The sequence below is a fragment of the Pseudomonas sp. genome, assembly GCF_002796985.1.
GTDB lineage: Bacteria > Pseudomonadota > Gammaproteobacteria > Pseudomonadales > Pseudomonadaceae > Pseudomonas.
This window is the reverse complement of the sequence record NZ_PEKX01000007.1, coordinates 1-24513: the sequence shown is the minus strand read 5'-3', so window position 1 is coordinate 24513 and position 24513 is coordinate 1. Positions and strand designations below refer to the sequence as shown.

Genomic DNA, 24513 nt, shown 5'->3' with positions numbered 1-24513 from the left:
TGGACGGGCCGTCGCCACGAGCGCTTGCCAGCGCGGCCACAGTCAGGCAGCGGCCGCCATCTCGCGCTTCGGGTTCGATGTGTACCTGATATCGGCGGGGAGTTCTGTAACTTAAGGTTAAAATGCCATCATCGGACCGGCGGTCGCCGGCCCGACTCGCTGGCTCAGAGCAGCAGTGTCCAGATGGCGAACGCCGCGTACCAGAGTACCGCGGAGCGCACCAGCAACTGCCAGAGTGCGTCCAGGCTGGCGACGCCCTTGGCGCCCAGGCCGCCTTCGTTGAAGTCTTCCGCCACGTAGCCGGCGCGCGCCAGCAGGCGAGCGGCAGGCACGTCCCAGGCCAGCAGGTCGTGCAATAGCGTGCGGGTCACCGCGACGAAGTTGCCCACCAGGGCGAAACTCAGCACCAGCGCCCGCGCCGGCAGCCAGTCAAAGGCATGCCGCAGTTGCGCGGCGCGCTCGCGCAGTTCCGGCTGGCGCGCCTGCTCGGCGGCGATGGCGAGCAGCCGGTAGGCCAGCGCGGCCACCGGGCCGAGCAGCGCGTACCAGAAGATCACGGCGAAGAAGGCCTGGTAGGCCTCCCATACCAGTGTGCCCTGCACCACGGCGAGTAGGTCGTCGTCGCCATCGGCCTGCACCTGTACCCCCAGGTCGCGTTCGGCGACGTGGTAGGCGCCCTGGGCGTCCTCACGGCGCCAGGCATCGCGGAACGGGCCGATCGCATGCAGCACATCGCCGCGCCCCAGGCTCCAGACCACCACCAGCAACTGCACCGGCAACGCCAACAGACCGTAGGCGACTGGTTCAACAAGGGTCAGCAACAGCGCCAGCAACAGCAGCGGCGGCAGGATGGCCACCAGCAGGCCGAGCCAGGGTCGCGCCAGCATCGACTTCACGCCGCCCACGGTGGCCAGCCAGCCGAGCCACCAACCGTCGCGCTGTACTTGGGCGCGCCAGCCGGAAAACTTCTCGATCAGCAGGACCAGCAACAGCACCAGGAAACTCATGTCGACTCCTTGTTTGCGCCGACGTGGGCGCCACTGTCATCACCGAGACTGGCAAAGAAGCGCGCCCAGTCGAACGCCTCACCGGGGTCGGTCTTGCGCTCCGGGGCGATGTCGCAGTGGCCCTGGATGCGCTCCGGGGTGATCGCCGGGTACGCCTTGCGCAGCTGTCGTGTCAGCTGCGCCAGCACTTCGTACTGACGCTCGCTGTAGGGTTCGGTATCGGTGCCTTCCAGCTCGATGCCGATGGAGAAATCGTTGCAGTTCTCCCGCCCGTCGAAGCGCGACACACCGGCGTGCCAGGCCCGCGAGTTGCAGGAGACGAACTGGAACAGCGAGCCGTCGCGTTCGATGAGAAAGTGCGCGGACACCGTGAGGCTGCAGATGCTGGCGAAGTACGGATGCTCGTCGGCGTCCAGGCGGTTCTGGAAGAACTCCTGCACCTTGCAGGTGCCGAACTGGCCGGGCGGCAGGCTGATGTTATGAATGACCAGCAGCGAAACGACCTCGCCATCGGGGCGGGCGTTGAAGTTCGGCGAGGGACAGCGCTGGGCTTCGAGGCACCAGCCGGATTCGACATCGATCTGCATGGGGGCTCCTTGGCAGAAGCCCCACTCTAAAGCAGCCGGACGGGGAAATGAACTCGCGAGGGTGTTGCGGCGGGGCTCAGGCGTTCTTCAGCCGGCGCAGGTTGCCGATCACCGACTCCAGGGCGCGGTCGAACAGCAGCGCGTCGTCGAGCAGGCGCACGGCGTTGCGGCGGAACTCGACGGCCAGGCTCATGCGGGTCTTCTCCAGCACCTTCATGCCGGTGCGGTTGACGAAGATATAGCGCCCACTCGGGCGAATTACTGCCGCCAGCTTGCAGCGCAGCTTGTGCTCTTCGTCTTCCTGGATTTCCACCCAACTGCCGACACGCAGGTCGTCGACCTTGCGCAGGGATTCGTCGTCATCGGCGAAGGCCTCCTCAGGCTCCACCGCACGGACTGGCTCAGGCGAGGCCAGGACGATTTCCTCGACCACCGCGACCATGGCCGGCTGCGTAGCCGCAGGCGCAACGGCGGCCGGCGCATCCAGCGGGTCGTCCAGCAGCGGCAGGTCGTCTTCCAGATCGAGCAGCGGCGCTTCCTCGACCTGTTTGTAGCGCTGGAAGGCCTGAACGTGCAGCCCTTCCAGACGGCTGAAGAATTCCCCGGTGGAGAACGGATTGAAGGCGGCCGAAGCCAGGCCTTCGCGCAGCGACTTGAGCAACTGCGGCACCATCTCCAGCAGGCGCAGGCGGGAGTCCGGATCTTCGTGGGGCTCGACGCTCCAGATCAGGTCGTCCATGGTCGCCAGTGCGGCTTCCCACTCGGTGGAGTGCGTGCCGTGCTTCAGGCAGGTGAGCAACAGGACCTGGCTCCAGGCTTCCTGCAGCAGGCGCACCACGACTTCGGGCAGGGTGCGGCCGAGCAGGCGCCCGTTCAGTACACTCTCTACGTCCTGGCGAGCCAGCTCGGCGCGGGCGCGGCCTTCCTCGGCATCGCGGGTGCGCTGTTCCAGCAGATCGCTGCGGCGGCGCTCGTCACCGGTGAAGGCAACGAATTCGTCGAGCATCTCGGAGAAGATCGCCGGGTCATCGACGAAGTCGTTCAGCAGGCGCATCACCACCTGCTCGATCTTCTGGTACAGCAGATCGCGCTGGCCATCCGATTGCTCGGCCCAGCCCAGGGCGGCGGAGGCGATCTCGTTGAGCAGGCGGCGCGCCGGGTGGCTGCCACGGCTGAAGAAGGTGTTGTCGAGAACCGCGACCTTGAGCATCGGGATCTGCATGCGGCCGATCAGGGCCTTGAGCGAATCCGGCAGGGTGCGGTCATCGAGGATGAATTCGAAGAGCATGGAGACGAGGTTGATGACGTCTTCGTCCACCTGGCCAACCACGCGGGAGCGGCCGCTCTTGCTGCTGACGCGGGTCAGCAGGTGATCCAGGTGCTGGCGCACGTCGATTTCGTCGATGCTCTGTGCCGGCAGGTGCGACTGCAAGTGGGAGAGCAGGCGCATCAGGTCATTGCTGGAGATCGGCAGCGCATCGGCAGGCATCGGCCGGGTTGGAGCGGCGCTGCCGCGAACCTGCGAGAGCAAGTCGCGCAGGGCAGCGAAGGCCGCCTGGCTGTCGGCGTCCATGTACTGGCCGGCGACGCTCTGCTCGCCCGCTTCGGCGGCGCTGGCGGCAGGCTCGGCGCCCTGGCTGGAAACGGTGCGTTGCGGCGGGCGGCGCAGCGGGACGGACTTCAACTCCGGCAGCACGCCGAGAGCAATCAGGGTCTGGTTGGCTTCCGCGTACAGGTGCTCGGCATCGGCCAGCACGTATTTCTCGAAGAGCTTGAGGATGATCAGCTTGACCTTGATCTCCACGCCCAGGCCACGGCAGGCCTCGAGGAAGTCTTCGCAGAGCAGGCGCGGGCCAAGCGGATTGGTCTTGTCCTCGACCTTCTTGCTGACCAGGGTGTTGATACGGGTGGTGAGGTGCGTGAGGGCGACACCGTCGCGACTCATCACCTTGGCGACCATGGCGTCGAGGGCGACGGACTCTTCCAGCTCGTCGTTCTGCACCAGGGTGAGGTTATCGTAGGAAACCGTGTCCAGCGCCGACGCCCGGCCGATGTCGTACTGGCTCAGGTTGGCGAAGCTCTCGAAGAGCTTCTGCAGAAAGCCGCGCTCGATCCCCTTGCGCTTGAGGCGCAGGTCACGCATGGCTTCGAAGTAGGCGCTCTGTTCGGCGTTGTTGCCGGCACGATCGGCCATCTCGAACAGGGTGTCGTCAGCGTTGTCGAACAGAGCCTGCATGGCATGACGCAGTTGGACGGCGACTTTATCGCGGACAGCGACCAACCCCGCCGGAACGCGTCCAGCGAAAGAAGTCTGCGAGGGTTCCGTGGCCGACTTGTTCAGCGGCACTACGTTCGCGTCGTTCTGCATCGCAAGTCTCCTGCCGTCAGACCCATCTGGCGGCACCAACAATCATCGAGGCGTCATCCGTAACGTCAAATTCGTGGCGTCAAAAATTGGAAATCTTCAAGGTCATTATAGGGAAGCTTCTTACACAACCAAGAGACATTTCACGCATTCTTGAAGAATTTCCCACCGAACCAACCGCCGTCCGTCCGACAAATCCCAAGACGACCCAAAAATAAGTCTGCCCTGCACGCCAGGCGCCGTCGTCCGTATAATCGCGCCACTGCGAACAGGAGCCTTCCATGCCGAACCTCACCCTCGCCGAGCTTTCCGGGGAAATCCAGGCCAACGTCCGCGCCGCACTGGCCGAAGACATTGGCAGCGGCGACATCACCGCCCAGTTGATCCCCGCCGAGCGCGACGCCAGCGCCCGCATCATCACCCGCGAGAACGCCACCCTCGCCGGCACCGCCTGGGTCGACGAGGTGTTCCGCCAGGTCGACCCGCGCGTACAGGTGAAATGGCAGGTTCAGGATGGCCAGCAAGTCAGCGCCGACCAGACCCTGTTCACCCTGGAAGGCCCGGCCCGCGCCCTGCTCACCGGCGAGCGCAGCGCACTGAACTTCCTCCAGTTGCTTTCCGGCACCGCCAGCCGTGCCCGCCACTATGCCGACCTGGTCGAGGGCACCGGCGTCAAGCTGCTCGACACCCGCAAGACCCTGCCCGGCCTGCGGTTGGCGCAGAAGTACGCGATTACCTGCGGCGGCTGCCATAACCACCGTATCGGCCTGTATGACGCCTTCCTGATCAAGGAAAACCACATCGCTGCCTGCGGCGGCATCGCCCAGGCCATCGAAGCGGCCAAGCGCATCGCCCCCGGCAAGCCGGTGGAGATCGAGGTAGAAGACCTGGCCGAGCTGCGCCAGGCCCTGGACGCCGGCGCCGACATCGTCATGCTTGACGAACTGAGCCTGGACGACATGCGCACCGCCGTCGCCCTGACCGCCGGCCGCGCCAAGCTGGAGGCCTCGGGCGGCATCACCGAGAGCACCCTGCGCACCATCGCCGAGACCGGCGTCGACTACATCTCCATCGGCACCCTGACCAAGGACGTCAAGGCGCTGGACCTGTCGATGCGACTGAGCCTGTAAAATTTCCTACTCGCGTTCACGCTGCCCCTGATAGTGCCGATTCATGTGCCTCTGACATACTCAGGCGCTCACGAATCGGCGAACAGCGAAGGGAGCAATAGCGCGATCATGACAAAAAGGATTCTGCTGACCGGTGGCTGTGGCTACATCGGTTCCCACATCTGCCTGGAACTGATCGAGCAGGGCTTCCGCCCCGTCGTCCTCGACAACCTCAGCAACAGCTCGCCCATTCCGCTGCAACGCATCGAGCAACTTACCGGCCAAGCAATCCCCTTCGTGGAGGGCGATGTCCGCGACGAAGCCGTCCTCGACCGCCTGTTCCGCGAACACGAGATCGACGCCACCATTCACCTCGCCGGCCTGAAATCCGTCGCCGAGTCAGTGGCCGACCCCATCGCCTACTACCAGACCAACTTCGCCGGCACCGTCACTCTCTGCCAGGTCATGCAACGCCATGGAGTGAAGCGCTTCATCTATAGCTCCTCCGCCACGGTTTACGGCCTGGCAGCCGAAAGCCCGATCCGCGAAGACGCCCCAACCGGCCCGGCCAGCCCCTACGGCCAGTCCAAGCTGATGGCGGAAATCGCCTTGCGCGACATTGCCCGCGCCGATCCACAGTGGACCACGGCCATCCTGCGCTACTTCAACCCGGTGGGCGCCCACGCCAGCGGGCGCATCGGCGAAGACCCCAACGGCATCCCCAACAACCTGATGCCCTACGTCTCCCAGGTCGCCACCGGCAAACAGCCCTTCATCCGCGTGTTCGGCAACGACTACCCCACCCCGGACGGCACCGGCGTGCGCGACTACCTGCACGTCGTCGACCTGGCCAACGCCCACCTCAGCGCCCTGCGCTGGCTGGACGGCGCCAACGGCGCGAAGACCTTCAACATCGGCACCGGCCGTGGCTACAGCGTGCTGGAAATCATCCACGCCTACGAAAAGGCCTGCGGCCGCGAACTCCCCTTCCAGTTCCTGCCCCGCCGCGATGGCGACATCGCCAGCTACCACGCCGACCCGGCCCTGGCGGGCGCAGAACTGCGCTGGAGCGCCGCCCGCGACATCGAAGACATGTGCCGCGACGCCTGGAACTGGCAGAGCCAGAACCCCAACGGCTACGCCTGATTTTTCCGCTGACGGAAAACAAAAAGCCCCGCTCGAAAGCGGGGCTTTTTGTTGAAGCTGGTGCCGGTAAAAGGAATCGAACCCTCGACCTTCTCATTACGAATGGGAGGGCATATGGATACCCGATCATTTACAAACCCTAACTAACCTATACAGAGCAACACCTTAGAGCCTATCCTAGCTTTACGGGCCAACATGAAAATCGACCAAATTTGTTAGCCCATGTTAGCCCGGTGTTAGCCCGGCTTTTGTCGGAAGGAGTTGAGGCAGGATCATGGCGAAGCTGAAATTCACCAAAACCGCTCTGCTGGCATTGCCCCCACCCGAGGCTGGCAAGCGCCTGGCCGTCTACGATATCGAAGTGCCAAAGCTGGCAATGCGGATCACCGCAACCGGCACCCGCACCTTTTACGTAATCAAGCGCGCAGGCGCCTCGATTGCTTGGGTGAAGCTGGGCACCTTCCCTGAAATGACCGTCGAACAGGCACGCACCGAGGCTCAAAAGATCCTTGGCGAGTTTGCCACCGGCGCGAACCCCGCAGCAGCTCGCCGAGCGATTCGGGAGGAACCGACCTTTGCCGAGATGTTCGAGCAATTCCTCGCGAAGAAGAAAAAGCGCGATGGCACTCCGCTGGGCGAGAAGACTAAAAGGGACTACCGCGACCTTCTACGTCTGCACCTGGAGTCGATCAAGTCGAGGAAGCTGTCACACATCACCAAGCAAGATATGAAGGCCGCTCATGCAAAGGCGACCAAGAAAAGTCCAACGCAGGCCGACAAGGCAATGGCCGTCGCCTCCTCTGTATTCAACTTTGCCACAGACCTTGAGCTGTTCGAGGGCACCAACCCGGCGAGCCGCGTTCAGAAGAACCCCGCACCTTCTCGCGACCGCTTCGCACAAGCCACCGAACTACCGTACCCATCAGAAAATCAAGATCGGAAAAATGGCAGAAATCGTCTACGGCGACCTTCAAGAGGCTGAGGACCGCAAATTGGCAAGCGGCCCTGACGTCGTCAGGAGATGGATTAGACCCGTTGCCCCGGACTACGCAAAAAAACCGGGAGCACAGAAATAGCGCCAATCTGACAATCGTAACGAAAATCCAATACTCGTAACGATTGGAATATTTCTAGTTCCCGCCTTTTCAGAGCATGACTCCGCCGAATCACACTCGATGGAGTCGTACCCATGTCCACCCCGCACGCCGCCACGATCGCGGCACTCAAAGCCGAGATCGCCGCCCAACTCGGCTTTGATCCGAATAGCCCGCCCGTCAGCGTCGACGACAAACAGGCCGCCTACGTGCTCGACGTGAAGCCGACCACCCTCGCCGTCTGGCGCTCGACAGGCCGCTATAACCTGCCGTTCCTCAAGGTTGGCCGCTTGGTGAAGTACCGCCTGAGCGACCTCGCCGAGTTCCTCGCGCGCCGCACCGCCAACCATACCGGCGAGGTGCGCGCGTAATGAAGAAGACCATCCCCCACCTCTCGCAAGGTAACCTGCACCTCGATATCCAGCGCATCGCCGATATACGCGTCGCAATGCGGCGCGCAGTCACCATGTGGAGCATCTGATCTTTAATTTTCATTCCCAGGGCGGTCTTCGCTCATTGCGCGAAACGCTGGCGAATTTCACGCGTGGCGCTGCGCTGTCGATGCCATTGGCGCATCAATGAACAGGAGCGTCGTGATGATGGCGCAGGTTACTCTTCGAAAACTGACGTCGGTAAACCGACGAGCTCTAGTCATATAGTGTTCATCCGTGAAACCTAGGTATGGATGTGCAATACGCATGGACGATGGTCGGTGCGGCCCGTCAGCGAATAGGGTTTGCCTACCGGTGCCCAGCCCATACAGCGCTCCCGCAGCGCTCGCGGGTCAGGCCGGCCCAGCCCCATTTTCCGCGCGAGCGGTAACCTGACGAGAGCTTTCACCATGACCGACGAGACCCAAGGAACTACCCGCCGCGCCCTGATGAGTGCCGGCGTAGCAGCCGCCACCCTGGCGGTTGCACTGCCTGCCCTGGCGGGCCAATCGGGTAGCACCCAGGCCGCAGCGACCCCGGGCACGCGTCCCAAGAACCAGGGTTCGGGCTACCTTACCCTGCGCGATGGCATCCAGCTGTTCTACAAGGACTGGGGCAGCGGCCAACCCATCGTATTCCACCACGGCTGGCCGCTCTCAGGGGATGACTGGGACAACCAGATGCTGTTCTTCCTCGCCAGGGGGTACCGGGTGATCGCCCACGACCGTCGAGGACATGGGCGTTCCTCGCAGACGGCGCAAGGCAACGACATGGACACCTACGCCGCCGACCTCGCGGAACTGGCGGCGCACCTAGACCTGAAGAATGCGGTGCACATCGGCCACTCCACCGGTGGCGGCGAAGTCGCGCGCTACGTGGCGCAGCATGGCGCCGGTCGCGTCGCCAAGGCAGTGCTGATCGGCGCCGTGCCACCGATCATGTTGCGCACCGAGAAGAACCCCGGCGGTCTGCCGCTGACGGTCTTTGATGGTTTCCGTGAAGCCCTCGCCGCCAACCGCGCGAACTTCTACCGCGACGTCGCGGCGGGCCCCTTCTACGGCTTCAACCGTCCAGGCACCAAGGTCTCCGAGGCGGTGATCGACAACTGGTGGCGCCAGGGCATGAACGGCGGCGCCAAGGCCCATTACGACTGTATTGCGGCCTTCTCGGAAACCGACTTCACCGATGACCTGAAGCAGATCGCCGTGCCGACCCTGGTGCTGCACGGTGAAGACGACCAGATCGTCCCCATCGACGACTCCGCACGCCTCTCGATCAAGCTGCTGCGCCACGGCACCCTGAAGACCTACCCCGGCCTGCCCCATGGCATGTGCACCACCCACGCCGACACCATCAACGCGGACCTGCTGGCCTTCATCAAGGGCTAAAACCGCTGGAAGACAAAGGCCCGGCGCATGACGCGCCGGGCCTTTTTCCGTTCAGAGCTGCGACAGCCCGCCATCGACGCACAGGTCGACACCGGTGATGAAGCTGCTGTCGTCCGAAGCGAGGAACAGCGCGGCGTTCGCCAGCTCTTCCGGGCGGCCGAGGCGGCCCAGCGGAATCAACCCCGCCAGTTGCTTTTCGAACGCACCGAACTGCGCCTCGCCGATGCCCATCTTGCCAATGATCGGAGTCAGCACCGGGCCGGGGCTCAGGCAGTTGACGCGGATGTTGCGGCCCTTGAGTTCCGCCGCCCAGCTGCGGGCGAAGGAACGCACCGCCGCCTTGGTCGCCGCGTAGACCACATGAGCCTCCAGCGCCTTCAGGTGGGCGATGGACGACACCAGCACGATGGCGCCACCGTCACGCAGCAACGGCAGCGCTTTCTGGATGGTGTAGAAGACGCCTTTGACGTTGATGTCGAACTGTTCGTCGAACTGTTGCTCATCGACCTGATCGCCTGGAGCCGGGCGGATGACGCCAGCGTTGGCGACCAGCACGTCCAGACGGCCGAAGCGCTCGCCAATCTGCCGGTACAGGGCGTCCAGGTCCTCCAGCCGGCTAGCGTCGGCGCAGATGCCCACGGCGTTTTCACCGATGAGCCCGACTGCCTCCTCCACCACTTGCCGACGGCGCCCGGTGATGACCACCTCGGCGCCTTCCAGGGCGAATCGTTGCGCGGTGGCCAGGCCAATACCGCTGTTGCCGCCCGTGACCAGGGCGACCTTGTTGCTTAGCTTTCCCATCATCTCTCCAACGTGGCTTGTGAATCCGCTCGTTTGGGAGGTCGCAAATCGGGAGCGCGCAGCAGGCCCTCGTGCAAGGGCAGATAGCGCTCGATCTTTTCCGCCAGGCGTTCGCGGCGCTCGGCCAGTTGAGCCTGGAGTGCATCAAGGGCCACCAGCTTTTCCAGGTGCTGCTGCAGGCAGGCGAGGAAACCTTCGCTGTCCTCTTCATCCTCCAGGTACTGCAGCAGGCCGTGGATCTGCCGGGTGCTGAAACCGCACTCGAGCAGCTCGCGAACCCAGAGCACGCGCTGCACCATGGACGCGGCGTAGTCGCGATAGCCATTGTCCAGCCGCTCCGACTCGATCAGCTGCTTCGACTCGTAATGGCGAAGCGCACGTGTGCTGACGCCAGCGCGCAAGGCCAGCTCTCCGATTTGCATGTTGACCTCCGATGGCGAGCACTCTGGGGGCTTGACGCTAGTGTCAAGGTCAAGCCCCTCTTTCGCTTTTTCAGGCGTCCGTTGCGGGATACGCCGGCAGGGTGAACTGCACCACCGCGCCACGGGGCGGGTTGGCGCTGGCCCAGAGACGGCCGCCATGGCTGTCGATGATCGAGCGGCAGATCGACAGACCCATGCCCATGCCGGTGGCCTTGGTGGTGTAGAACGGCGCGAAGAGCAGATCGGCATTGCTCTCGGCGAACCCCGGCCCGTTGTCGCACACCCTCACCCGCACACCACCCTCGTGGTACTCGGAGCGGACCAGCAGGTGGCGCTCGCCGGCAGGAACACTGCCCATGGCTTCCAGGGCATTGACGATCAGGTTGAGCATCACCTGCTGCAACTCGACCCGGTCGCCTTCCACTTCCGGCAGGCCGTCGGCGAGTTCGACGCGCACCACCGCACCGGATTTCGCCGCCTCGCCACGGGTGAATTCGACCATCTCGCGCAGCGCCGCGCTGACGTCCACGGGCTGCTTCTGCGGCGGCGTCTTGCGGATCAACTGGCGGATACGCCCGAGCACCTCGGCGGCACGGTTAGCGTCCTTGATGATGCGCCCCAGCACCTGGTTGACCTCACCCAGTACCGGCGGCTGCGCACCCAGCCAGCGCAGCGCGGCATTGGCATTGGTCACGGTGGCGGCAATCGGCTGGTTCACCTCGTGGGCGATGGACGCCGCCAGTTGCCCCATGGTCGCCACGCGGTTGGCGTGGGCCAGTTCTGTCTGCACCTCGCGATAGCGCCGTTCGCCCTCGCGCACCCTCTCCTCGGCCTGCTTGCGCTCGGTGAGGTCGAGGACGAAGGCCACCCCTTCCCGCAGGCTGGCCTCGAAGGCGGCCAGGCCGACGATCACCGGCACGCGGCTGCCGTCCTTGCGGATGTATTCCTTCTCGAAGGGCTGCGCATGCCCGGTCCGAATGGCCGTGGCGAGATGCGCCTGACTCAGCGCCAAGGATTCCGGCGGCGTCATGTCGTGCCAGCGCACGCGGCCGGAAAGCAGGTCGTCGCGCTCGTAGCCGACCATGCGCAGGAAGGCGTCGTTGGCTTCGGCTATCTCACCGCCCGCACTCCAGACGATGATGCCAATGATGTTGGCGTCCACCAGCCGGCGAATCTTTGCCTCGCGCTCGGCGGCATCGCGATACAGGCGCGCGTTCTCCAGCGAGATCGCCGCCTGCGAGGCCACCAGCCGCAGCACGGCTATCCGCGCCGGGCTGAACACGCCGGCCGAGAGGTTGTTCTCCAGGTACAGCGCGCCGGTGAGCTTGGCCTGGTTCATCAGCGGCAGGCAGAGGATCGAACGCGCGCCGAGCTGGCGGACATGGGGATCGGTGGTGAATGCCGGATCGACCATGGCGTCCTCCAGGCACAGGCTCTCGCCGGTGCGCAGCACCTGGTAGAGCACCGTTTCGGCCAGCGCCAGCGCACTTACCGGCTCGTTGCACAACAGCATCGCGCCGTCGCCAACCGTCGCCTGCGCCACGATGCGCGGCTCGCCCGCTTCGGCGAGGACCAGCACGCCGCGCTCGGCACCGGCCTGTTCGATGGCCGTGCGCATTACCATGTCGATCAGTTTCTCCAGGACGATCTCGCCCGAAGCGGCCTGGGACACCTTGAGAACCGTGGCCAGGTCCAGGTGTTCCACCGGCGTGGCGATGGTGGCGGTCGGTCCCGGCGCCGGCTCTTCGTTGCGCAGGTAGCGGTGGCGCCCTTCGAGCTGCCGGACCTTGCCGTCGGCGCCCCAGCGCAGGTAGCCGTAACGGGCATCCTGCAGGTACACGCGAGCGATCTTGGCCAGGCCACGGGCGCCGTAGAAGCGCCCCGCCAGTTCATTGGCCAGCGCCTCGATGTTGACGAAGCCGCCACCCTGGGCCTGCTGGATGGCCTCTTCGTAAAGCAGTTCGGCCTCCACCAGCCGACCTTCGATGCGGGCATGTTCAGCGCCCACCAGCGCCACCCGGCAGGCGAAGGACTCGGCGCACTGCTGCGCCCACTCCTGCAACTGGGCATGGTGCGCAGCCAGCGCCTGCAACTGGTCGGGCTGATCTGCGGCCTCGGTGGAGTCGATCGTGGCCGCGAGGGTCAGCGCCGCGTGGAAGTGGTATTCGGCTTCCTCGGTGAAGGATTCGGCAACCCAGATCAGTGCCTTAGCCTGCGCCACGCATTGTGCGGCCGCGGCGTAGTTTCCGGCCAGGTAGCGTGCCTGTAGCTTGCGCACCCAGTACTTGGCCGCAGCCAGCGCCAGGCCCGGCGTACTGGCCAGATGCGCCTCGAAGCGTGCCTCGTCGAACTGCTCGGAGTCGAAACAACCGAAAGCCGGCGTCTGCCCACGAAGCGTGCGGATCAAGGCCAGTTGCGTGCTGATGAAATCCACCACCAGGCCGAAGCGCACCTTCTGCGCGTAGGCCAGTCCCTGCTCGGCCTCCTCCTGCACCTGCCCCAGCGGCTCGCCGAGGAACAACACATCGGCGATGTGACCGTTGCCGGCATAGGCGGCGTAAGGCAGGTCGCCGACCCGGTTGGCCGCGACGAAAGCGCGGCGCAGCAGCTCCCGACACTCGCGCACCGGCCGCATCCAGCGCGCCACGAACATCGAGAAACACAAGTAGGTTCGCGCCTCGAAGCGATTCAGGCCTCGCCGGTCGACCAGCTCGCAGCCCAGCCGACCAAAGCGGTAGCCGGCCTCGTAGTCACCGAAACGCCGCCCGGCAACCAGGCCGACATTCGCATAGAGCATGCAGGAGGCATCGCAGTTGCCGTGTTCCAGGCTCAGGCTGACGGCCTTGCAGATGGTCAGGCTGGCCAGATTGCCGTCGCTCTGCAGGGCCGGGGCGAACAGCTTGCCGAGGGCATCGAGAGTGGCCAGCGTGGAGGCGTCCGTCATCAGCGGCAGATCGATGAGCTGCTCGATGCTGCGTTCGCCCAGTTGCGTCCCGATCTGCTGGTACTCCTCACGCACCTGCTCGTCATCGGGATGGGCCGTCCAGTGGATGCCCGCCTCGTGCAGATACGCCAGGCATACGGCGACGGCACTATCGCTGCGATCCTGCATCAGGCACACGTCCATCTGCAGGCAGGCTACCGCCGCCTGCTCCACCGTGGTAGCGGCGCGTGGCGTCAAGGCGCTCAGGCGCTCGTCAGCCTTCGCAAGCTGGCCCGTGAGGAATTCGCACTCGGCGCGATTGAGCTCCAGGGCGAAGCACAGCTCGTGGCGCCGCCCCCAGCAATCGCCGTCGAGCAGCTCGGCACCAGCGCCCAGGTAGGCCAGCGCCGAGCTATAGGCGCTGGAGGCCTTGGCGCGCTGCCCGGCCAGCAGGTTGTACTCGGCGAGCTGCTCGCGCTCGGCCCGGTCGAAGATCAACCCGGCGCCACGATTGAGCTGACCGACGATTTCGAAGATGGCCTCTTCGCGACGGTCCAGCGGAGTCTGCTCGGCCAGCAGGCGGCCGATGCGCAAGTGCGCCTCGGCACGCGTGGCCTCGGCGATCAGCGAATACGCCGCCTCATGAATACGGTCATGAGCGAACGCACACGCGCCCTCCAGGCGTTCCACCAGCTCCTGGCGCACCGCCGCCCAGAGCACCGTCTGAACCCGCGCTGGCGGCAGGTCGAGCACGGTCGCCAGGGTATCGATCCGCGCCCGGCTGCCCAGGCAGGCCAGTTGCTGCAGCGCGTGCTGGGTCTCCACCGGCAGCCGCGCGAGCTTGCCGACCATCAGGTCGACGACGTTGTCGGTAAACCCCTTGGCGTGGATGCGCTCGGGCTCCCAGCGCCAGCGGCGGGCCTGGTGGTCGTAGGCCAGCAGTTCTTCCTCGGCCAGCGCCTGGAGGAACTGGATGACGAAGAACGGGTTGCCGGCGGTCTTGTCCTGCACCAGCCGGGCCAGCGCCACGATGCTCGGCGGCGGGCAGCGCAGCGCCTCGGCGATCAGTTGCTCGATGTGCGCACGGGCCAGGGGCGCGAGGCGAATCTCGTCGATCCGCACACCAGCCTGACGAATGGCCTGGAGCTTGCGCGTCAGCGGATGGCTGGCGTCCACCTCGTTGTCGCGGTAGGCACCCACCAGCATCAGGTGGCGCAACTCGGAATGGGTCAGCAGGTCTTCGAGCAGATCGAGGGTCGCCGCGTCCAGCCACTGCAAATCGTCAAGGAACAGTGCCAGGGGATGATCGGCGCGGGCAAAGACCCCGATGAAGCGGCGGAACACCAGCAGGAAGCGGCGTTGCGCCTGTTGTGGTTCCAGGTCCGGCACCGGCGGCGGTTCGCCAATGATCAGCCGCAGCTCGGGAATCAGCTCGGTCATCAGCCGGGCATTGGGCTCCAGCGCCTCCAGCAGCGCGTTGCGCCAGCCGGCGAGCACTTCGCCGCTCTTGCCCAGCAGCGTGCGCACTAGCCCCTGGAAGGCCTGCACCAGCGTCGAGTAGGGAATATCGCGCTTGTACTGGTCGAACTTGCCGGAAGCGAACAGCCCGCGCGGCGGCACCAGGACCTTGTGCAGCTCGTTGACCACCGAGGACTTGCCGATCCCGGAGTAGCCCGACACCAACACCAGCTCGGGAGTGCTGCTGGCGACGATGCGCGAGAAGGCCTCGACCAGCACCTCCACCTCGCGCTCGCGGCCATAGAGTTTCTCGGGCACCAGCAGGCGGTCGGGCGTGCCTTGCTCGTCCAGGTTGAACGGCTCGATGCGCTGGCCTTGCAGCCAGTCGGCCAGACAGCGGCGCAGATCGTGCTCGACGCCGGCGGCGCTCTGGTAGCGTTCCTCGGCTGTCTTGGCGAGCAACTTGAGGATGATCTGCGAGAGCATCGGAGGCACGCTGGCGACTCGCTCGCCGGGCGGCGTCGGCTTGCGTGCAATGTGGCAATGCACCCACTCCATGGGGTCGCTGGCGGTAAAGGGCAGCGTGCCGGTAAGCATCTGATAGAGAACCACGCCGAAGGCATAGAGGTCGCTGCGCGAATCGATGGAGCGGTTCATCCGCCCGGTCTGCTCCGGCGCCATGTAGGCCAGGGTGCCGGCGATGGTCTCTGGCGGTTCGGGTGCCTGTCGCTCCCGCGGCAACCGCGAGGCCAGGCCGAAGCCAGTCAGGCGTGCGTGGCCATCGCTGCAATTGACCTGGATGTGATGGGGCTTGAGGTCCTTGTGCACCAGCCCTCGCTGGTGCAGGTGGCGCAGCGCCACGGCGATATCCACCGCCAGGCGCAGGCAGGCTTCGGTATCCAGCGGTTGCCGAAGCAACCGCGACAAGGGCTCGCCGCCGGGGTCATCGAGCAGCAGACGGGTCTTTCCGCCTTCGCGGTGCAGCGCCTGTGGGCGTAGCGCCCAGGCACTGTGCAATTCATCCCGGAGGCTGTACTCGTGGGCCAGCCGCTCCAGCGTAGCGGGCAACGGATGCTCAGCGGCCGGCCGCACCAGCAACACGCTGGCACCGCCATCCCCCGTTTGGCGGGCGCGGCAGAACACCCGCTCACCATCGTCCCACAGGATTTTCTGTTTGCTGGCCATCGGCTCGGCACCATCTGGAGGTTTGTGCTGCCCTCCAAGTGGTGGCCAGCGACTGTTCGGCGAAGGCGCGCGGCTGCGCTCAGGTCGCCCGTTGCAGCGGTTCCACGCCCAGTGCTTCGGCCATGCGGACCAGGTCGGCGACCGAGCGTGCGGCGAGCTTCTTCATCACCTGGCCACGGTGCACCTTCACGGTCACTTCGCTGAGGTTGAGCTCGGCGGCAATCTGCTTGTTCATCAGCCCCGCCACCACGAAACGCAGCACCTCGCGCTCGCGCAGAGTCAGTGCGTCGAAGGCCTGGCGCAGCGCCGCGCCGGAACGCTCGGCGTGCAAGCGCTCCCCGTCGCGGGCCAGCGCGCTGGCTACCGCATCGAGCATATCCTGGTCACGGAACGGCTTGGCGAGGAAGTCAACGGCGCCGGCCTTCATCGCCTTGACCGTCATGGCGATGTCGCCGTGACCGGTCATGAACACGATGGGCATGTGTACGCCGCTCTTTTCCATCTGCTCCTGGAACGCCAGGCCGCTTTCGCCGCGCAGGCGTACATCGAGGATCAGGCAGCTGGGCACGTCGCGTCTGACGTAGGCAAGAAAGGCCTGAGTGGAGTCGAAGGTCTGCACCTGCAGACCGATGGAACGCAGCAAGCCGTCGAGGGCGAGGCGCATGGACTCGTCGTCATCGACCACATAGACCACCGGTTCCTTCGAGCCCTGTGGGCCTGGTGGCGGGTTGGAATGCGACCACGAGGTCATCTTGCCTCCTTAGCGGGACCGCGACACTCGCGGTGTGCAGGTCAAAAAATCTAGTCCATGATGAGCCCCGCGGCAAAATGCCAGCCCGATGGTCGTGCAGGCCCGGCCGGTGGCCCAGGCGCTCGCCATGGCGATGGAGTGCCGCGAGCAAGGCTAGCCTGGCGGTGCGAACCGCTGCCAGGCCAAAAATCCCTGAATATCGGCCATACCTGCGGCGCTTGATACCGCGCCAATTTCACCAGGCCGCTCGAACAGGCAGAACCCCGATGGCCAGCGCTTCCGCTCCCGCACATCCGCTACCCGCCGCCGCACCGCGAGTCGTCGCCTTCATCGCTTACCCGCAGATGGGCCTGCTCGACCTCAGCGGCGCCCAGACCGTGTTCTGGGCCGCCAGCAAGGCGCTGTCGCAGCGCGGGCTGCCCGGCTACCAACTGCTCACGGCGAGTCTGGACGGCGGGCTGGTGAGGACCGCGGAGGGACTCTCGGTGGACACCCGTCCATTGGCCGGGCTCGATCTCGCAGCGGTCGACACCCTGGTGGTACCCGGCGCCCCGGACATTGGCGAAACCCTCGACAGCCACGGCGAGCTGGCGGCCTGGCTGAACCAGGCGGCGCCCAGCGTGTGCCGGGTCGCCTCGGTATGCAGCGGCGCTTTCCTGCTGGCCAAGGCCGGGCTGCTCGACGGTTGTCGCACCGCTACCCACTGGGCCCTGTGCGACACCCTGCAATTGCGCTTCCCCGCGCTGCAAGTAGATACCGATGCGATCTTCATCCAGCAGGGTGCGATCTGGACTTCCGCGGGCGTTACCGCCGGCATCGACCTGGCGCTGGCGCTGGTGGAAGCCGACTGCGGCCGCGAGGTGAGCATGCAGGCGGCCCGCGAACTGGTGGTGTACCTCAAGCGCCCCGGCGGCCAGGCGCAATACAGTACCCTGTTGCAGTTGCAGACCCAGGACAGCCCAGCCTTCGACGACCTGCACCGCTGGCTGGCGGAGAATCTGGGTGACCCGGAGCTGACGGTGGAGCATCTCGCCGAGCAGGCAAAGATGAGCCTGCGCAACTTCTCCCGTGTCTATAAAGAGCGCACCGGCCGCACGCCGGCCAAGGCGATCGAACTGTTCCGCCTGGAAGCGGCAAAACGCCTGCTGGAGAGTTCACCGCGCAACATCGGGCAGATCGCCAGTGTCTGCGGCTTCGCCGATGAAGAGCGTTTGCGCACGACCTTCCAGCGCCACCTGTCGATTTCCCCTCGCGATTACCGCAGCCGCTTCTCCCGCGAAGGCTGACCTGCTCAGGCCACGGCCAGCGCCCGCGAACGTTCCGGTTGCTGCTCCAGGTGACGGGCGAAGCAGGCGCGCAGCCAGCGTTCGCGCGGGTCGGCATGGCTGGTGCCACGCCAGGCCATGGACAGGTCCGGGCTCGACAAGGGCAGCGGCGCGTACTCCGCGCGCAGACCTTCCACCCGCGCCATTGCCTGGGCCACGTAGTCGGGCACGATGGCCAGCAGGTCGCTGCCGGCCAGCAGCGCCGGCAACGCGCTGAACTGCGGCACCGCCAGCAGCACCCGGCGCTGCCGGTCGTGGCGCGCCAGCGCGCGGTCGACGTCATCAGTGACCTTGCCCAGCGCCGATACCGCTACATGCGGGCGCCGGCAGAACTCGTCGAGGCTCACCGGCCCCGCCACCGAGTCGGCGCGCAGCAGCATCGGCTGCACCGGGCGCAGGCTGCGGCAATGGGCACTGGCCGGCAGCTCCTGCGCCTGGCCGATCCCCAACGAGATGTCCCCGGCGACCAACAGTTGCGGCAGCTGCCACGGGTCCACCCGGCGCACCACCAAGGTGATGTTCGGTGCCTCCTTGCGCAGCTGCTGCATCAGTCGGGGCAGCAGTGCGTACTCCACTTCGTCACAGAGCCCGACGTGGAAGGTCTCCTCGCTGGTGCGCGGGTCGAACTCCCGCGCACAACTCAGCGCCACGGCGATACCTTCGAGCGCGGGCCCCAGTCGCACATGGATTTCCTCGGCCCGTGCGGTGGGTTCCATCACCCGCCCGGTGCGGATGAACAGCGGGTCGTCGAACATCGTCCGCAACCGACCCAGCGCACTGCTGATGGTGGTCTGGCAAAGGAACAGGCGTTCGCCCGCCCGGGTAACATTGCGCTCGCGCATCATGGTTTCGAAGACAACCAGCAAGTTGATATCGGCATGCCGCAGGTCATTTCTGTTCATCTCGTTCGCCCGCCTGGTGAAGTTGGATTCGAACAGCCTGTCGCTGCGCCCGTTGACTTCTCCAGGCCTGCGATGTGCTTCCAGATTATTCAGGCAAACTTCTCGGGTCTGTTGTACATGAGTTCAATACCGCCATCCATTGGCCGCTCGAACTTATACCTGGGTATTGTTCCGGCGAACTTCTTGCCGCGAATATCATTCGCCTGGGACTGCCGGCCAGGATTCCCATACTTAGGGCTTGCCCACCTATACCTAGGTATACTTCTACGACGGGTTCGACGGCGTATCTTTCAAGTACACCAGGCGCCGCCATAAGTGCCCCCACAGGATGCAAAAGAAACTAATGCGCAATAAGGCAGTCATTGCAGTTGTCGACGACGATGAATCCCTTCGCACCGCGCTGGAAGGCCTGCTGCGCGCCACCGGCTACCTGGCGCGCACCTATGGCGGGGCCCGCGAGTTCCTCGACTCCGACGGTCCGGTACAGGCCCGCTGCCTGATCTCCGACATCCAGATGCCCGGCATGAGCGGTGTGGAGCTGTACGAAGCCCTGCGCGCACGGGGCCTGCATATCCCGGTGATTTTCGTCACGGCCTACCCTGGCGAGCGGCCGCGCATCAGTGCGGACATGCCCGGGGTGATCGCTTGCCTGCCCAAGCCGTTCGAAGCCGAACAATTGCTGAACTGCATCGAGACCGCCCTGCTCCAGACGTCCTGAACACCCTCGCCAAGTTTCTGCATACCCCCTTGCCCGATACCTTCGTATAGTTCTCTTCAACGGATGCGTAATTCCCGCACACTGATGTAGAAGTGCGCCTGAAAGTTCTCTTCCCTAGCATGGATTCACAGCGGACGACTGGACAAAGAACAACGCGGACCGCACTTCGCAGCAGCCAGTCAGCGTCACGCCGAACTTGAATAAAGATATTCAAGGTTATTCATCCATTCGAGTCAGGAGCACATGATGAAACAGCAACTTCTGGTTATTGGCGCGGGCTTCGGTGGACTGTGGAGCGCACTGAGCGCCGCCCGCCTGCTGGACATGCACGACCGCAACGATGTGGAGATCACCCTGCTGGCGCCGCAGGCCGAACTGCGCATCCGCCCGCGCTTCTACGAGCCCGATGTGCACAGCATGTTCGCTCCGCTGACCGAGCTGTTCGAGGCCGTGGGCGTGCGCTTCGTCAAGGGTACCGCCGAGAGCATCAACGAGCAGACCCGCAAGGTTGGCTACCGCGACGAAACCGGCCGCGCTGGCGAACTGAGCTACGACCGCCTGGTGCTGGCCAGCGGCAGCCAACTGTCCCGCCCGCCGGTGCCGGGCCTGAAGGAACATGCCTTCGACGTCGACCAGATCGAATCGGCGGCGCACCTTGAAAGCCACCTGATGTCGCTGCGCAACCAGCCGGCCAGCCGCGCACGCAACACCGTGGTGATCGCCGGCGGCGGCTTCACCGGTATCGAGACCGGCACGGAAATGCCAGCCCGCCTGCGTGCGGCGCTGGGTGAGGACCAGGACGTCCGCGTGGTCATCGTCGACCGTGGCGAGCGCATCGGCGCGGTGATGGGCGACGGCATTCGCCCGTCGATCATCGAGGCCTCCGACAGCCTGGGCATCGAATGGATCACCGGCGCCACGGTCGCCTCCGTGGACGCCAACGGCGTCACCCTCGCCGACGGCCGCCACATCGAGAGCCACACGGTGATCTGGACCGTGGGTTTCCGCGCCAGCCCGCTGACCGAACAGCTGACTGCCCAGCGTGACGGTCAGGGCCGCCTGCACGTGGACGGCAACCTCAAGGTGCGCGGACTGCAGAACGTCTTCGCTGCCGGTGACGTCGCCTACGCCGCCACCGACGACATCGGCAACTTCGCCGCGATGTCCTGCCAGCACGCCATCAGCCTCGGACGCCATGCCGGCAACAACGCCGCCGCCGACCTGCTGGGCGTCGCCCAGACCCAGTACCGCCAGCCCAAGTACGTCACCTGCCTCGACCTCGGCGCCTGGGGCGCCGTGTACACCGAAGGCTGGGACCGCCAGCTGAAGCTGGTGAAGGCCGAGGCCAAGGAGCTCAAGACGCAGATCAACACCGTCTGGATCTACCCGCCGGCCGCCGACCGCCGCGCCGCCCTGGCCGCTGCCGACCCGCTGATCCCGGTGGCCTGACCGCCTCCCCGGCACTCCCTTGCCCCGCGGGAGTGCCATTCGCCTGATGGACTCGTCCTAACAAGCAACAGGAGAACCACCATGACCATGCAGCTGAATACCTTCGCCCAGCCCGATGCCACCACCCCGGCCCAGGAACTGGTGCCTTCGCGCTACGCCCTGCGCGTGGGCGAGATCGACGTGCTGGTGGTCAGCGACGGCGTGCTGCCGCTGCCGACCGAAACCATGTCGACCAACGCCACCCCGGAAGAGCGCGCCGCGTGGTTCAAGGAAATGTACCTGGGCCCGGATATGTTCGACTGGGCACTGAACGTGCTGGTGGTGCGCAGCGGCGAGCAGACCATCCTGGTCGACGCTGGCCTAGGCAACCAGTTCCCCGGTTTCCCCCGCGCCGGGCAGTTCCCCAAGCGCCTGAAGGATGCCGGCATCGAGCTGTCGTCGATCACCGATATCGTGATCACCCACATGCACATGGACCACATCGGCGGGCTGCTCACCGACACCGTGAAGAACGGCCTGAGCCCTGAGGTGCGCATCCACGTCACGGCCACCGAAGTCGATTTCTGGAAGATCCCGGACTTCAGCCTGACCGAGATGCCGCAGCCGGTACCGGACGTCCTGCGGCGCACCGCCAACGAGTTCATGGCCCACTATGAGAGCCGCCTGCACATCTTCGAGGACGAGCTCCAGATAGCGTCGGGCGTGGTGGCGAAGCTCACCGGCGGCCACACCCCCGGCCATTGCATCGTCTACGTCGATTCCGCCGGCGAGCGCCTGACCTTCGCCGGCGACGCGCTATTCCCGGTGGCTTTCGACCATCCGGAATGGCACAACGGCTTCGAGCACGACCCTGAAGAATCGGTCCACGTGCGTGTGCGACTGCTGCGCGAAGCGGCAGCCAGCGGCGAGCTGTTCGTCGCCACCCACCTGCCCTTCCCTTCGGTTGGCCGCGTAGCCATTGATGGTGATGCCTTCCGGTGGATCGCAGGGTTCTGGGACTACTAATACCAAAAGTAAAGTGTTGCTACCCCTGTCCCGCTGGGTGCCTTTCAAGCACCCAGCGGGACAGGGTTTTGATTTTCAATGTCAGTAACTGGTTAGTAGTAGAGGTGCACCTTCAGGTGCAGGCAAGTGTTCCGAAGGAAGAGTTTAGGCTTTCGCCGGTAGCTCCCCAAAAGGCTCCGGCCTGTAACTCGGCACTAAAAGGGGGAACATAGTCAAACCTCAGTCTGCTCCGCCATCTCCAGAGCGTCATCGACCTCAATACCCAAATACCTCACAGTGGTCTGTCCCGGAACTGGTGGACAGGTAGTTAAGAGCTATTGCTCGCATTTTGCCGCTCAAACTCCATCGGACTGAGGTAGCCCAACGTCGAGTGGCGACGGCGGTGATTGTAGAAGCGGATGTAGTCGAACAGGTCGGTTTTCGCCTCTTGGTAGCTGGCGTAGCGCGTCAGGTACACCCGCTCGGCCTTCAGCGAACGGAAGAAACCCTCCATCGCGGCGTTATCCCAACAGTTTCCCCGCCGCGAGTGGCTGGGCACGATGCGATGCCGCCGAAGCAAGGCCTGGTAGTCGTACGCGCAGTATTGGCTGCCACGATCCGAGTGCAGCAGCACTTCTCCTTTCGGCTGTCGACGTGTAACGGCCATCTCCAGCGCGGCGTGTACCAAAGCCTGCTGCATGCGGTGGGGCTGGTGTCTTTCTCCGACAAGAAGCCTGGTTTGAGCTATGACGGGCAGCACGTCAATGCGGCAAGCAGCCAGCGAACTATGCAGCCAGGTGATTGAGCTCTGTGGCGCGGAGCTTGCGAAGGGACACCGGCGTTCTCCGCCCACTGATCCGTCCGCTTTGGGTCGGTAGCTGCGCCTCGCCAGGGGCAGTAATCGGCCAATAGCGGACGACTGAGTGGAGCAGGTTCGAATTGGTGAGTAGCTGAAGGAATCTGTGGTCTAGCCTTGAGGTAGCCCCGTCAACTACCTCCGAAGGATCGCATCCTCGGACTGCTCCAGGCCTGACTCATGCGTACATCATTGGAAAAGCACCAGCATTGCCAAACTCCGCTTCGTACCTCCGTTCAAGCAGATTTCGACATCGCTCAGTTTGGGGTATTGCGTTATCTGGTCTCGTCAGCAGCAAATGTTGACGATGCTCTTGTCTCACTCGTTCGCTACATGAGCGTCTGTGTAACGACGATTCATTGCCGCCTAGAGCGCCACTCTTCACATGTCCTACTGCACTTTGATTGTGCCAGCTCCTCGCAGGATGACAGCTCGGCCACTGAAATCTGGATGCTTCGCGTGACCGGGCTGATAGGAAAGCTGCTTGGACGACCGTTCCATCCGGGGCAGGTCGCGTTTCGTCATGGCCCACATGGTGATCGTAGCGATTACTTCAGGCGATTCGGCTGCCCAGCCTTGTTTAGGCAGAAGAACAACTCCTTGGTGCTGCCCCCCACCATACTCAGAGAGCCGTGTTTAGAAGCCGACCCGACGCTGCACTCCATCATGCGCTTCTACTTTGAATCGCAGACTAGTTGTTCAGGGCATGTACAGGAGCTAGTCACAGCCCACATTCTGAGACTCATGCCCCTTCATCAAGGGACACTTGTCCTCGTTTCACAGGCTCTAGACATGAACCCTCGAACGCTACAGCGGCGACTCACTGATGAGCAAACCGACTTCGAGCAACTGTTGGACAATGTGCGTCGCAGCCAAGCGCTCCATATGCTCCAGCACACGAACTTAGGAACTAGCGAGATTGCCAGCGCGCTTGGCTATCGGCGCACTGGCTCCTTCTGCAGAGCGCATCAGCGATGGTTTGGCGTCTCACCAGCGGAGTTTCGCAGCCAGTTCTCGGCACAGTTGGTTAGCGCGAGGAGAGGTTGACGGGAAGGAGTGGATTTCTGTTGTTTGTCTCCTGAGACGTCCGCTATGGGTCGGTAGCCACCGTCCAACATCCGGGCCCGATGCATGAGAGTCGAAAGCTCTCAGGAGCGCGGACATTCCGCCTTCCCAGGCTCCTGGAGTGAGCGGCTACATAGTCTGCCCAAATTCGGTTACCCCAATAGTGAAAACCCCGATCCCCATAAGTAATAGCCCGACTCCATACACCCACTTTAGATACTTCATCCAACCTTTAGGTGCAGAAAATGCTCTATCAACAAACCCTTCAGACTTTGTAATTACCTTATCACCCCATACAAAACCAATCACACCTGAAATCATCATCATAATTCCAACAAACTTAAGAATAACAAACATGAAACCTCTCCTCTCCATGCCAAGACCCCACACTATTTCCTTTGATTTTAGGATGAAAAGCCGGCAATGCACGAAACGCAATCTCGGAATCGATTCGAACAGAGGCGATACTTTCCACTTATCAACAGTGAATCGACCCTAGTTTCGTAGACACCTCCGTGCCTCATAATACGACCCATTAGGAGGTGCC

Annotated in this window: 20 protein-coding genes; 10 read left to right on the top strand and 10 right to left on the bottom strand. The window is 64.2% G+C overall.

The features are described 5' to 3' along the window. Nucleotides 1-164: 164 nt before the first annotated feature. The 3 genes from ampE to CTR55_RS05665 form a co-directional block, all read right to left on the bottom strand. On the bottom strand, nt 165-1007 hold the full coding sequence (gene ampE, locus CTR55_RS05675; RefSeq protein ID WP_296284915.1) for a regulatory signaling modulator protein AmpE: 843 nt from the start codon (nt 1005-1007) through the stop codon (nt 165-167). Then, on the bottom strand, nt 1004-1594 hold the full coding sequence (gene ampD / locus CTR55_RS05670) for a 1,6-anhydro-N-acetylmuramyl-L-alanine amidase AmpD (protein ID WP_296284913.1): 591 nt from the start codon (nt 1592-1594) through the stop codon (nt 1004-1006). Before ampD ends, ampE begins: the two co-directional genes overlap by 4 nt. Before the next feature lie 76 nt (nt 1595-1670). Beyond that, nucleotides 1671-3962, bottom strand: a complete 2292-nt coding sequence (locus CTR55_RS05665; RefSeq protein ID WP_296284911.1) for a DUF1631 domain-containing protein — start codon at nt 3960-3962, stop codon at nt 1671-1673. Nucleotides 3963-4240: 278 nt separating this feature from the next. On the opposite strand from CTR55_RS05665, the gene nadC reads away from it, so the two are divergent. From nadC to CTR55_RS05640, 5 genes are all read left to right on the top strand, one after another. After that, nucleotides 4241-5089: a carboxylating nicotinate-nucleotide diphosphorylase gene (gene nadC, locus CTR55_RS05660; RefSeq protein WP_296284909.1), complete on the top strand. Its 849-nt coding sequence runs from the start codon at nt 4241-4243 to the stop codon at nt 5087-5089. 108 nt (nt 5090-5197) lie between these two features. Next, nucleotides 5198-6214, top strand: coding sequence for a UDP-glucose 4-epimerase GalE (gene galE, locus CTR55_RS05655; protein ID WP_296284907.1), 1017 nt, complete (start codon nt 5198-5200; stop codon nt 6212-6214). Nucleotides 6215-6488: 274 nt separating this feature from the next. Beyond that, nucleotides 6489-7196 carry an Arm DNA-binding domain-containing protein gene (locus CTR55_RS05650; RefSeq protein WP_296284906.1) on the top strand — a complete coding sequence of 236 codons (708 nt, stop codon included), beginning with the start codon at nt 6489-6491 and terminating at the stop codon, nt 7194-7196. A 207-nt stretch (nt 7197-7403) separates the two neighbouring features. After that, entirely contained in the window at nt 7404-7679 is a 276-nt protein-coding gene (locus tag CTR55_RS05645; protein WP_152220525.1) for a helix-turn-helix domain-containing protein, read from the top strand. Nucleotides 7680-8149: 470 nt separating this feature from the next. Beyond that, complete coding sequence (locus CTR55_RS05640) at nt 8150-9127, top strand: alpha/beta hydrolase (protein ID WP_296284902.1); 978 nt, start codon at nt 8150-8152, stop codon at nt 9125-9127. Between the two features lie 51 nt (nt 9128-9178). On the opposite strand, the gene CTR55_RS05635 is transcribed toward CTR55_RS05640, so the two are convergent. The 4 genes from CTR55_RS05635 to CTR55_RS05620 all read right to left on the bottom strand — a co-directional run bounded on the left by CTR55_RS05635 (nt 9179) and on the right by CTR55_RS05620 (nt 16667). Further along, a complete protein-coding gene (locus CTR55_RS05635) occupies nt 9179-9928 on the bottom strand; it encodes a glucose 1-dehydrogenase (RefSeq protein WP_296284901.1) in 750 nt (249 codons plus the stop codon). Further along, nucleotides 9928-10350 carry a MerR family transcriptional regulator gene (locus tag CTR55_RS05630; protein WP_296284898.1) on the bottom strand — a complete coding sequence of 141 codons (423 nt, stop codon included), beginning with the start codon at nt 10348-10350 and terminating at the stop codon, nt 9928-9930. Before CTR55_RS05630 ends, CTR55_RS05635 begins: the two co-directional genes overlap by 1 nt. A 70-nt stretch (nt 10351-10420) precedes the next feature. Next, nucleotides 10421-15916: an AAA family ATPase gene (locus CTR55_RS05625; protein ID WP_296284896.1), complete on the bottom strand. Its 5496-nt coding sequence runs from the start codon at nt 15914-15916 to the stop codon at nt 10421-10423. Nucleotides 15917-15995: 79 nt separating this feature from the next. After that, nucleotides 15996-16667, bottom strand: coding sequence for a response regulator transcription factor (locus CTR55_RS05620; RefSeq protein WP_296284894.1), 672 nt, complete (start codon nt 16665-16667; stop codon nt 15996-15998). Between the two features lie 266 nt (nt 16668-16933). On the opposite strand from CTR55_RS05620, the gene CTR55_RS05615 reads away from it, so the two are divergent. After that, nucleotides 16934-17953: a helix-turn-helix domain-containing protein gene (locus CTR55_RS05615; RefSeq protein ID WP_296284893.1), complete on the top strand. Its 1020-nt coding sequence runs from the start codon at nt 16934-16936 to the stop codon at nt 17951-17953. Nucleotides 17954-17958: 5 nt separating this feature from the next. Here the strand turns inward: CTR55_RS05615 and CTR55_RS05610 are convergent, their stop codons facing one another. Beyond that, nucleotides 17959-18894 (bottom strand): LysR family transcriptional regulator, encoded by a 936-nt coding sequence (locus tag CTR55_RS05610; protein WP_296284889.1) that lies wholly within the window; start codon nt 18892-18894, stop codon nt 17959-17961. Nucleotides 18895-19237: 343 nt separating this feature from the next. Between CTR55_RS05610 and CTR55_RS05605 the strand changes: the two genes are divergently transcribed. The 3 genes from CTR55_RS05605 (at nt 19238) to CTR55_RS05595 (ending at nt 22066) form a co-directional block, all read left to right on the top strand. Beyond that, nucleotides 19238-19612: a response regulator gene (locus CTR55_RS05605; RefSeq protein WP_296284887.1), complete on the top strand. Its 375-nt coding sequence runs from the start codon at nt 19238-19240 to the stop codon at nt 19610-19612. Between the two features lie 246 nt (nt 19613-19858). Further along, on the top strand, nt 19859-21061 hold the full coding sequence (locus tag CTR55_RS05600) for an NAD(P)/FAD-dependent oxidoreductase (RefSeq protein WP_296284886.1): 1203 nt from the start codon (nt 19859-19861) through the stop codon (nt 21059-21061). An 81-nt stretch (nt 21062-21142) separates the two neighbouring features. Next, entirely contained in the window at nt 21143-22066 is a 924-nt protein-coding gene (locus CTR55_RS05595) for an MBL fold metallo-hydrolase (protein WP_296284885.1), read from the top strand. A gap of 307 nt (nt 22067-22373) precedes the next feature. Here the strand turns inward: CTR55_RS05595 and CTR55_RS05590 are convergent, their stop codons facing one another. After that, a complete protein-coding gene (locus CTR55_RS05590) occupies nt 22374-22805 on the bottom strand; it encodes an IS3 family transposase (protein ID WP_296284884.1) in 432 nt (143 codons plus the stop codon). 276 nt (nt 22806-23081) lie between these two features. Here CTR55_RS05590 and CTR55_RS27370 point away from each other — a divergent pair, with 276 nt between their 5' ends. Beyond that, nucleotides 23082-23948, top strand: a complete 867-nt coding sequence (locus CTR55_RS27370; protein WP_363710584.1) for an AraC family transcriptional regulator ligand-binding domain-containing protein — start codon at nt 23082-23084, stop codon at nt 23946-23948. Nucleotides 23949-24095: 147 nt separating this feature from the next. On the opposite strand, the gene CTR55_RS05585 is transcribed toward CTR55_RS27370, so the two are convergent. Then, nucleotides 24096-24323, bottom strand: a complete 228-nt coding sequence (locus tag CTR55_RS05585; RefSeq protein ID WP_296284882.1) for a hypothetical protein — start codon at nt 24321-24323, stop codon at nt 24096-24098. Nucleotides 24324-24513: the final 190 nt, after the last annotated feature.

Excerpts from the sequence above, each read along its gene's own strand:
- ampD (WP_296284913.1), bottom strand. The coding sequence starts at position 1,594 with ATGCAGATCGATGTCGAATCCGGCTGGTGCCTCGAAGCCCAGCGCTGT.
- CTR55_RS05600 (WP_296284886.1), top strand. The coding sequence starts at position 19,859 with ATGAAACAGCAACTTCTGGTTATTGGCGCGGGCTTCGGTGGACTGTGG.
- CTR55_RS27370 (WP_363710584.1), top strand. The coding sequence starts at position 23,082 with ATGCGTACATCATTGGAAAAGCACCAGCATTGCCAAACTCCGCTTCGT.
- CTR55_RS05635 (WP_296284901.1), bottom strand. The coding sequence starts at position 9,928 with ATGGGAAAGCTAAGCAACAAGGTCGCCCTGGTCACGGGCGGCAACAGC.
- CTR55_RS05630 (WP_296284898.1), bottom strand. The coding sequence starts at position 10,350 with ATGCAAATCGGAGAGCTGGCCTTGCGCGCTGGCGTCAGCACACGTGCG.
- CTR55_RS05595 (WP_296284885.1), top strand. The coding sequence starts at position 21,143 with ATGACCATGCAGCTGAATACCTTCGCCCAGCCCGATGCCACCACCCCG.
- galE (WP_296284907.1), top strand. The coding sequence starts at position 5,198 with ATGACAAAAAGGATTCTGCTGACCGGTGGCTGTGGCTACATCGGTTCC.
- CTR55_RS05615 (WP_296284893.1), top strand. The coding sequence starts at position 16,934 with ATGGCCAGCGCTTCCGCTCCCGCACATCCGCTACCCGCCGCCGCACCG.
- CTR55_RS05645 (WP_152220525.1), top strand. The coding sequence starts at position 7,404 with ATGTCCACCCCGCACGCCGCCACGATCGCGGCACTCAAAGCCGAGATC.
- ampE (WP_296284915.1), bottom strand. The coding sequence starts at position 1,007 with ATGAGTTTCCTGGTGCTGTTGCTGGTCCTGCTGATCGAGAAGTTTTCC.
- CTR55_RS05585 (WP_296284882.1), bottom strand. The coding sequence starts at position 24,323 with ATGTTTGTTATTCTTAAGTTTGTTGGAATTATGATGATGATTTCAGGT.
- CTR55_RS05605 (WP_296284887.1), top strand. The coding sequence starts at position 19,238 with ATGCGCAATAAGGCAGTCATTGCAGTTGTCGACGACGATGAATCCCTT.
- CTR55_RS05610 (WP_296284889.1), bottom strand. The coding sequence starts at position 18,894 with ATGAACAGAAATGACCTGCGGCATGCCGATATCAACTTGCTGGTTGTC.
- CTR55_RS05625 (WP_296284896.1), bottom strand. The coding sequence starts at position 15,916 with ATGGCCAGCAAACAGAAAATCCTGTGGGACGATGGTGAGCGGGTGTTC.
- CTR55_RS05640 (WP_296284902.1), top strand. The coding sequence starts at position 8,150 with ATGACCGACGAGACCCAAGGAACTACCCGCCGCGCCCTGATGAGTGCC.
- CTR55_RS05650 (WP_296284906.1), top strand. The coding sequence starts at position 6,489 with ATGGCGAAGCTGAAATTCACCAAAACCGCTCTGCTGGCATTGCCCCCA.
- CTR55_RS05665 (WP_296284911.1), bottom strand. The coding sequence starts at position 3,962 with ATGCAGAACGACGCGAACGTAGTGCCGCTGAACAAGTCGGCCACGGAA.
- CTR55_RS05620 (WP_296284894.1), bottom strand. The coding sequence starts at position 16,667 with ATGACCTCGTGGTCGCATTCCAACCCGCCACCAGGCCCACAGGGCTCG.
- nadC (WP_296284909.1), top strand. The coding sequence starts at position 4,241 with ATGCCGAACCTCACCCTCGCCGAGCTTTCCGGGGAAATCCAGGCCAAC.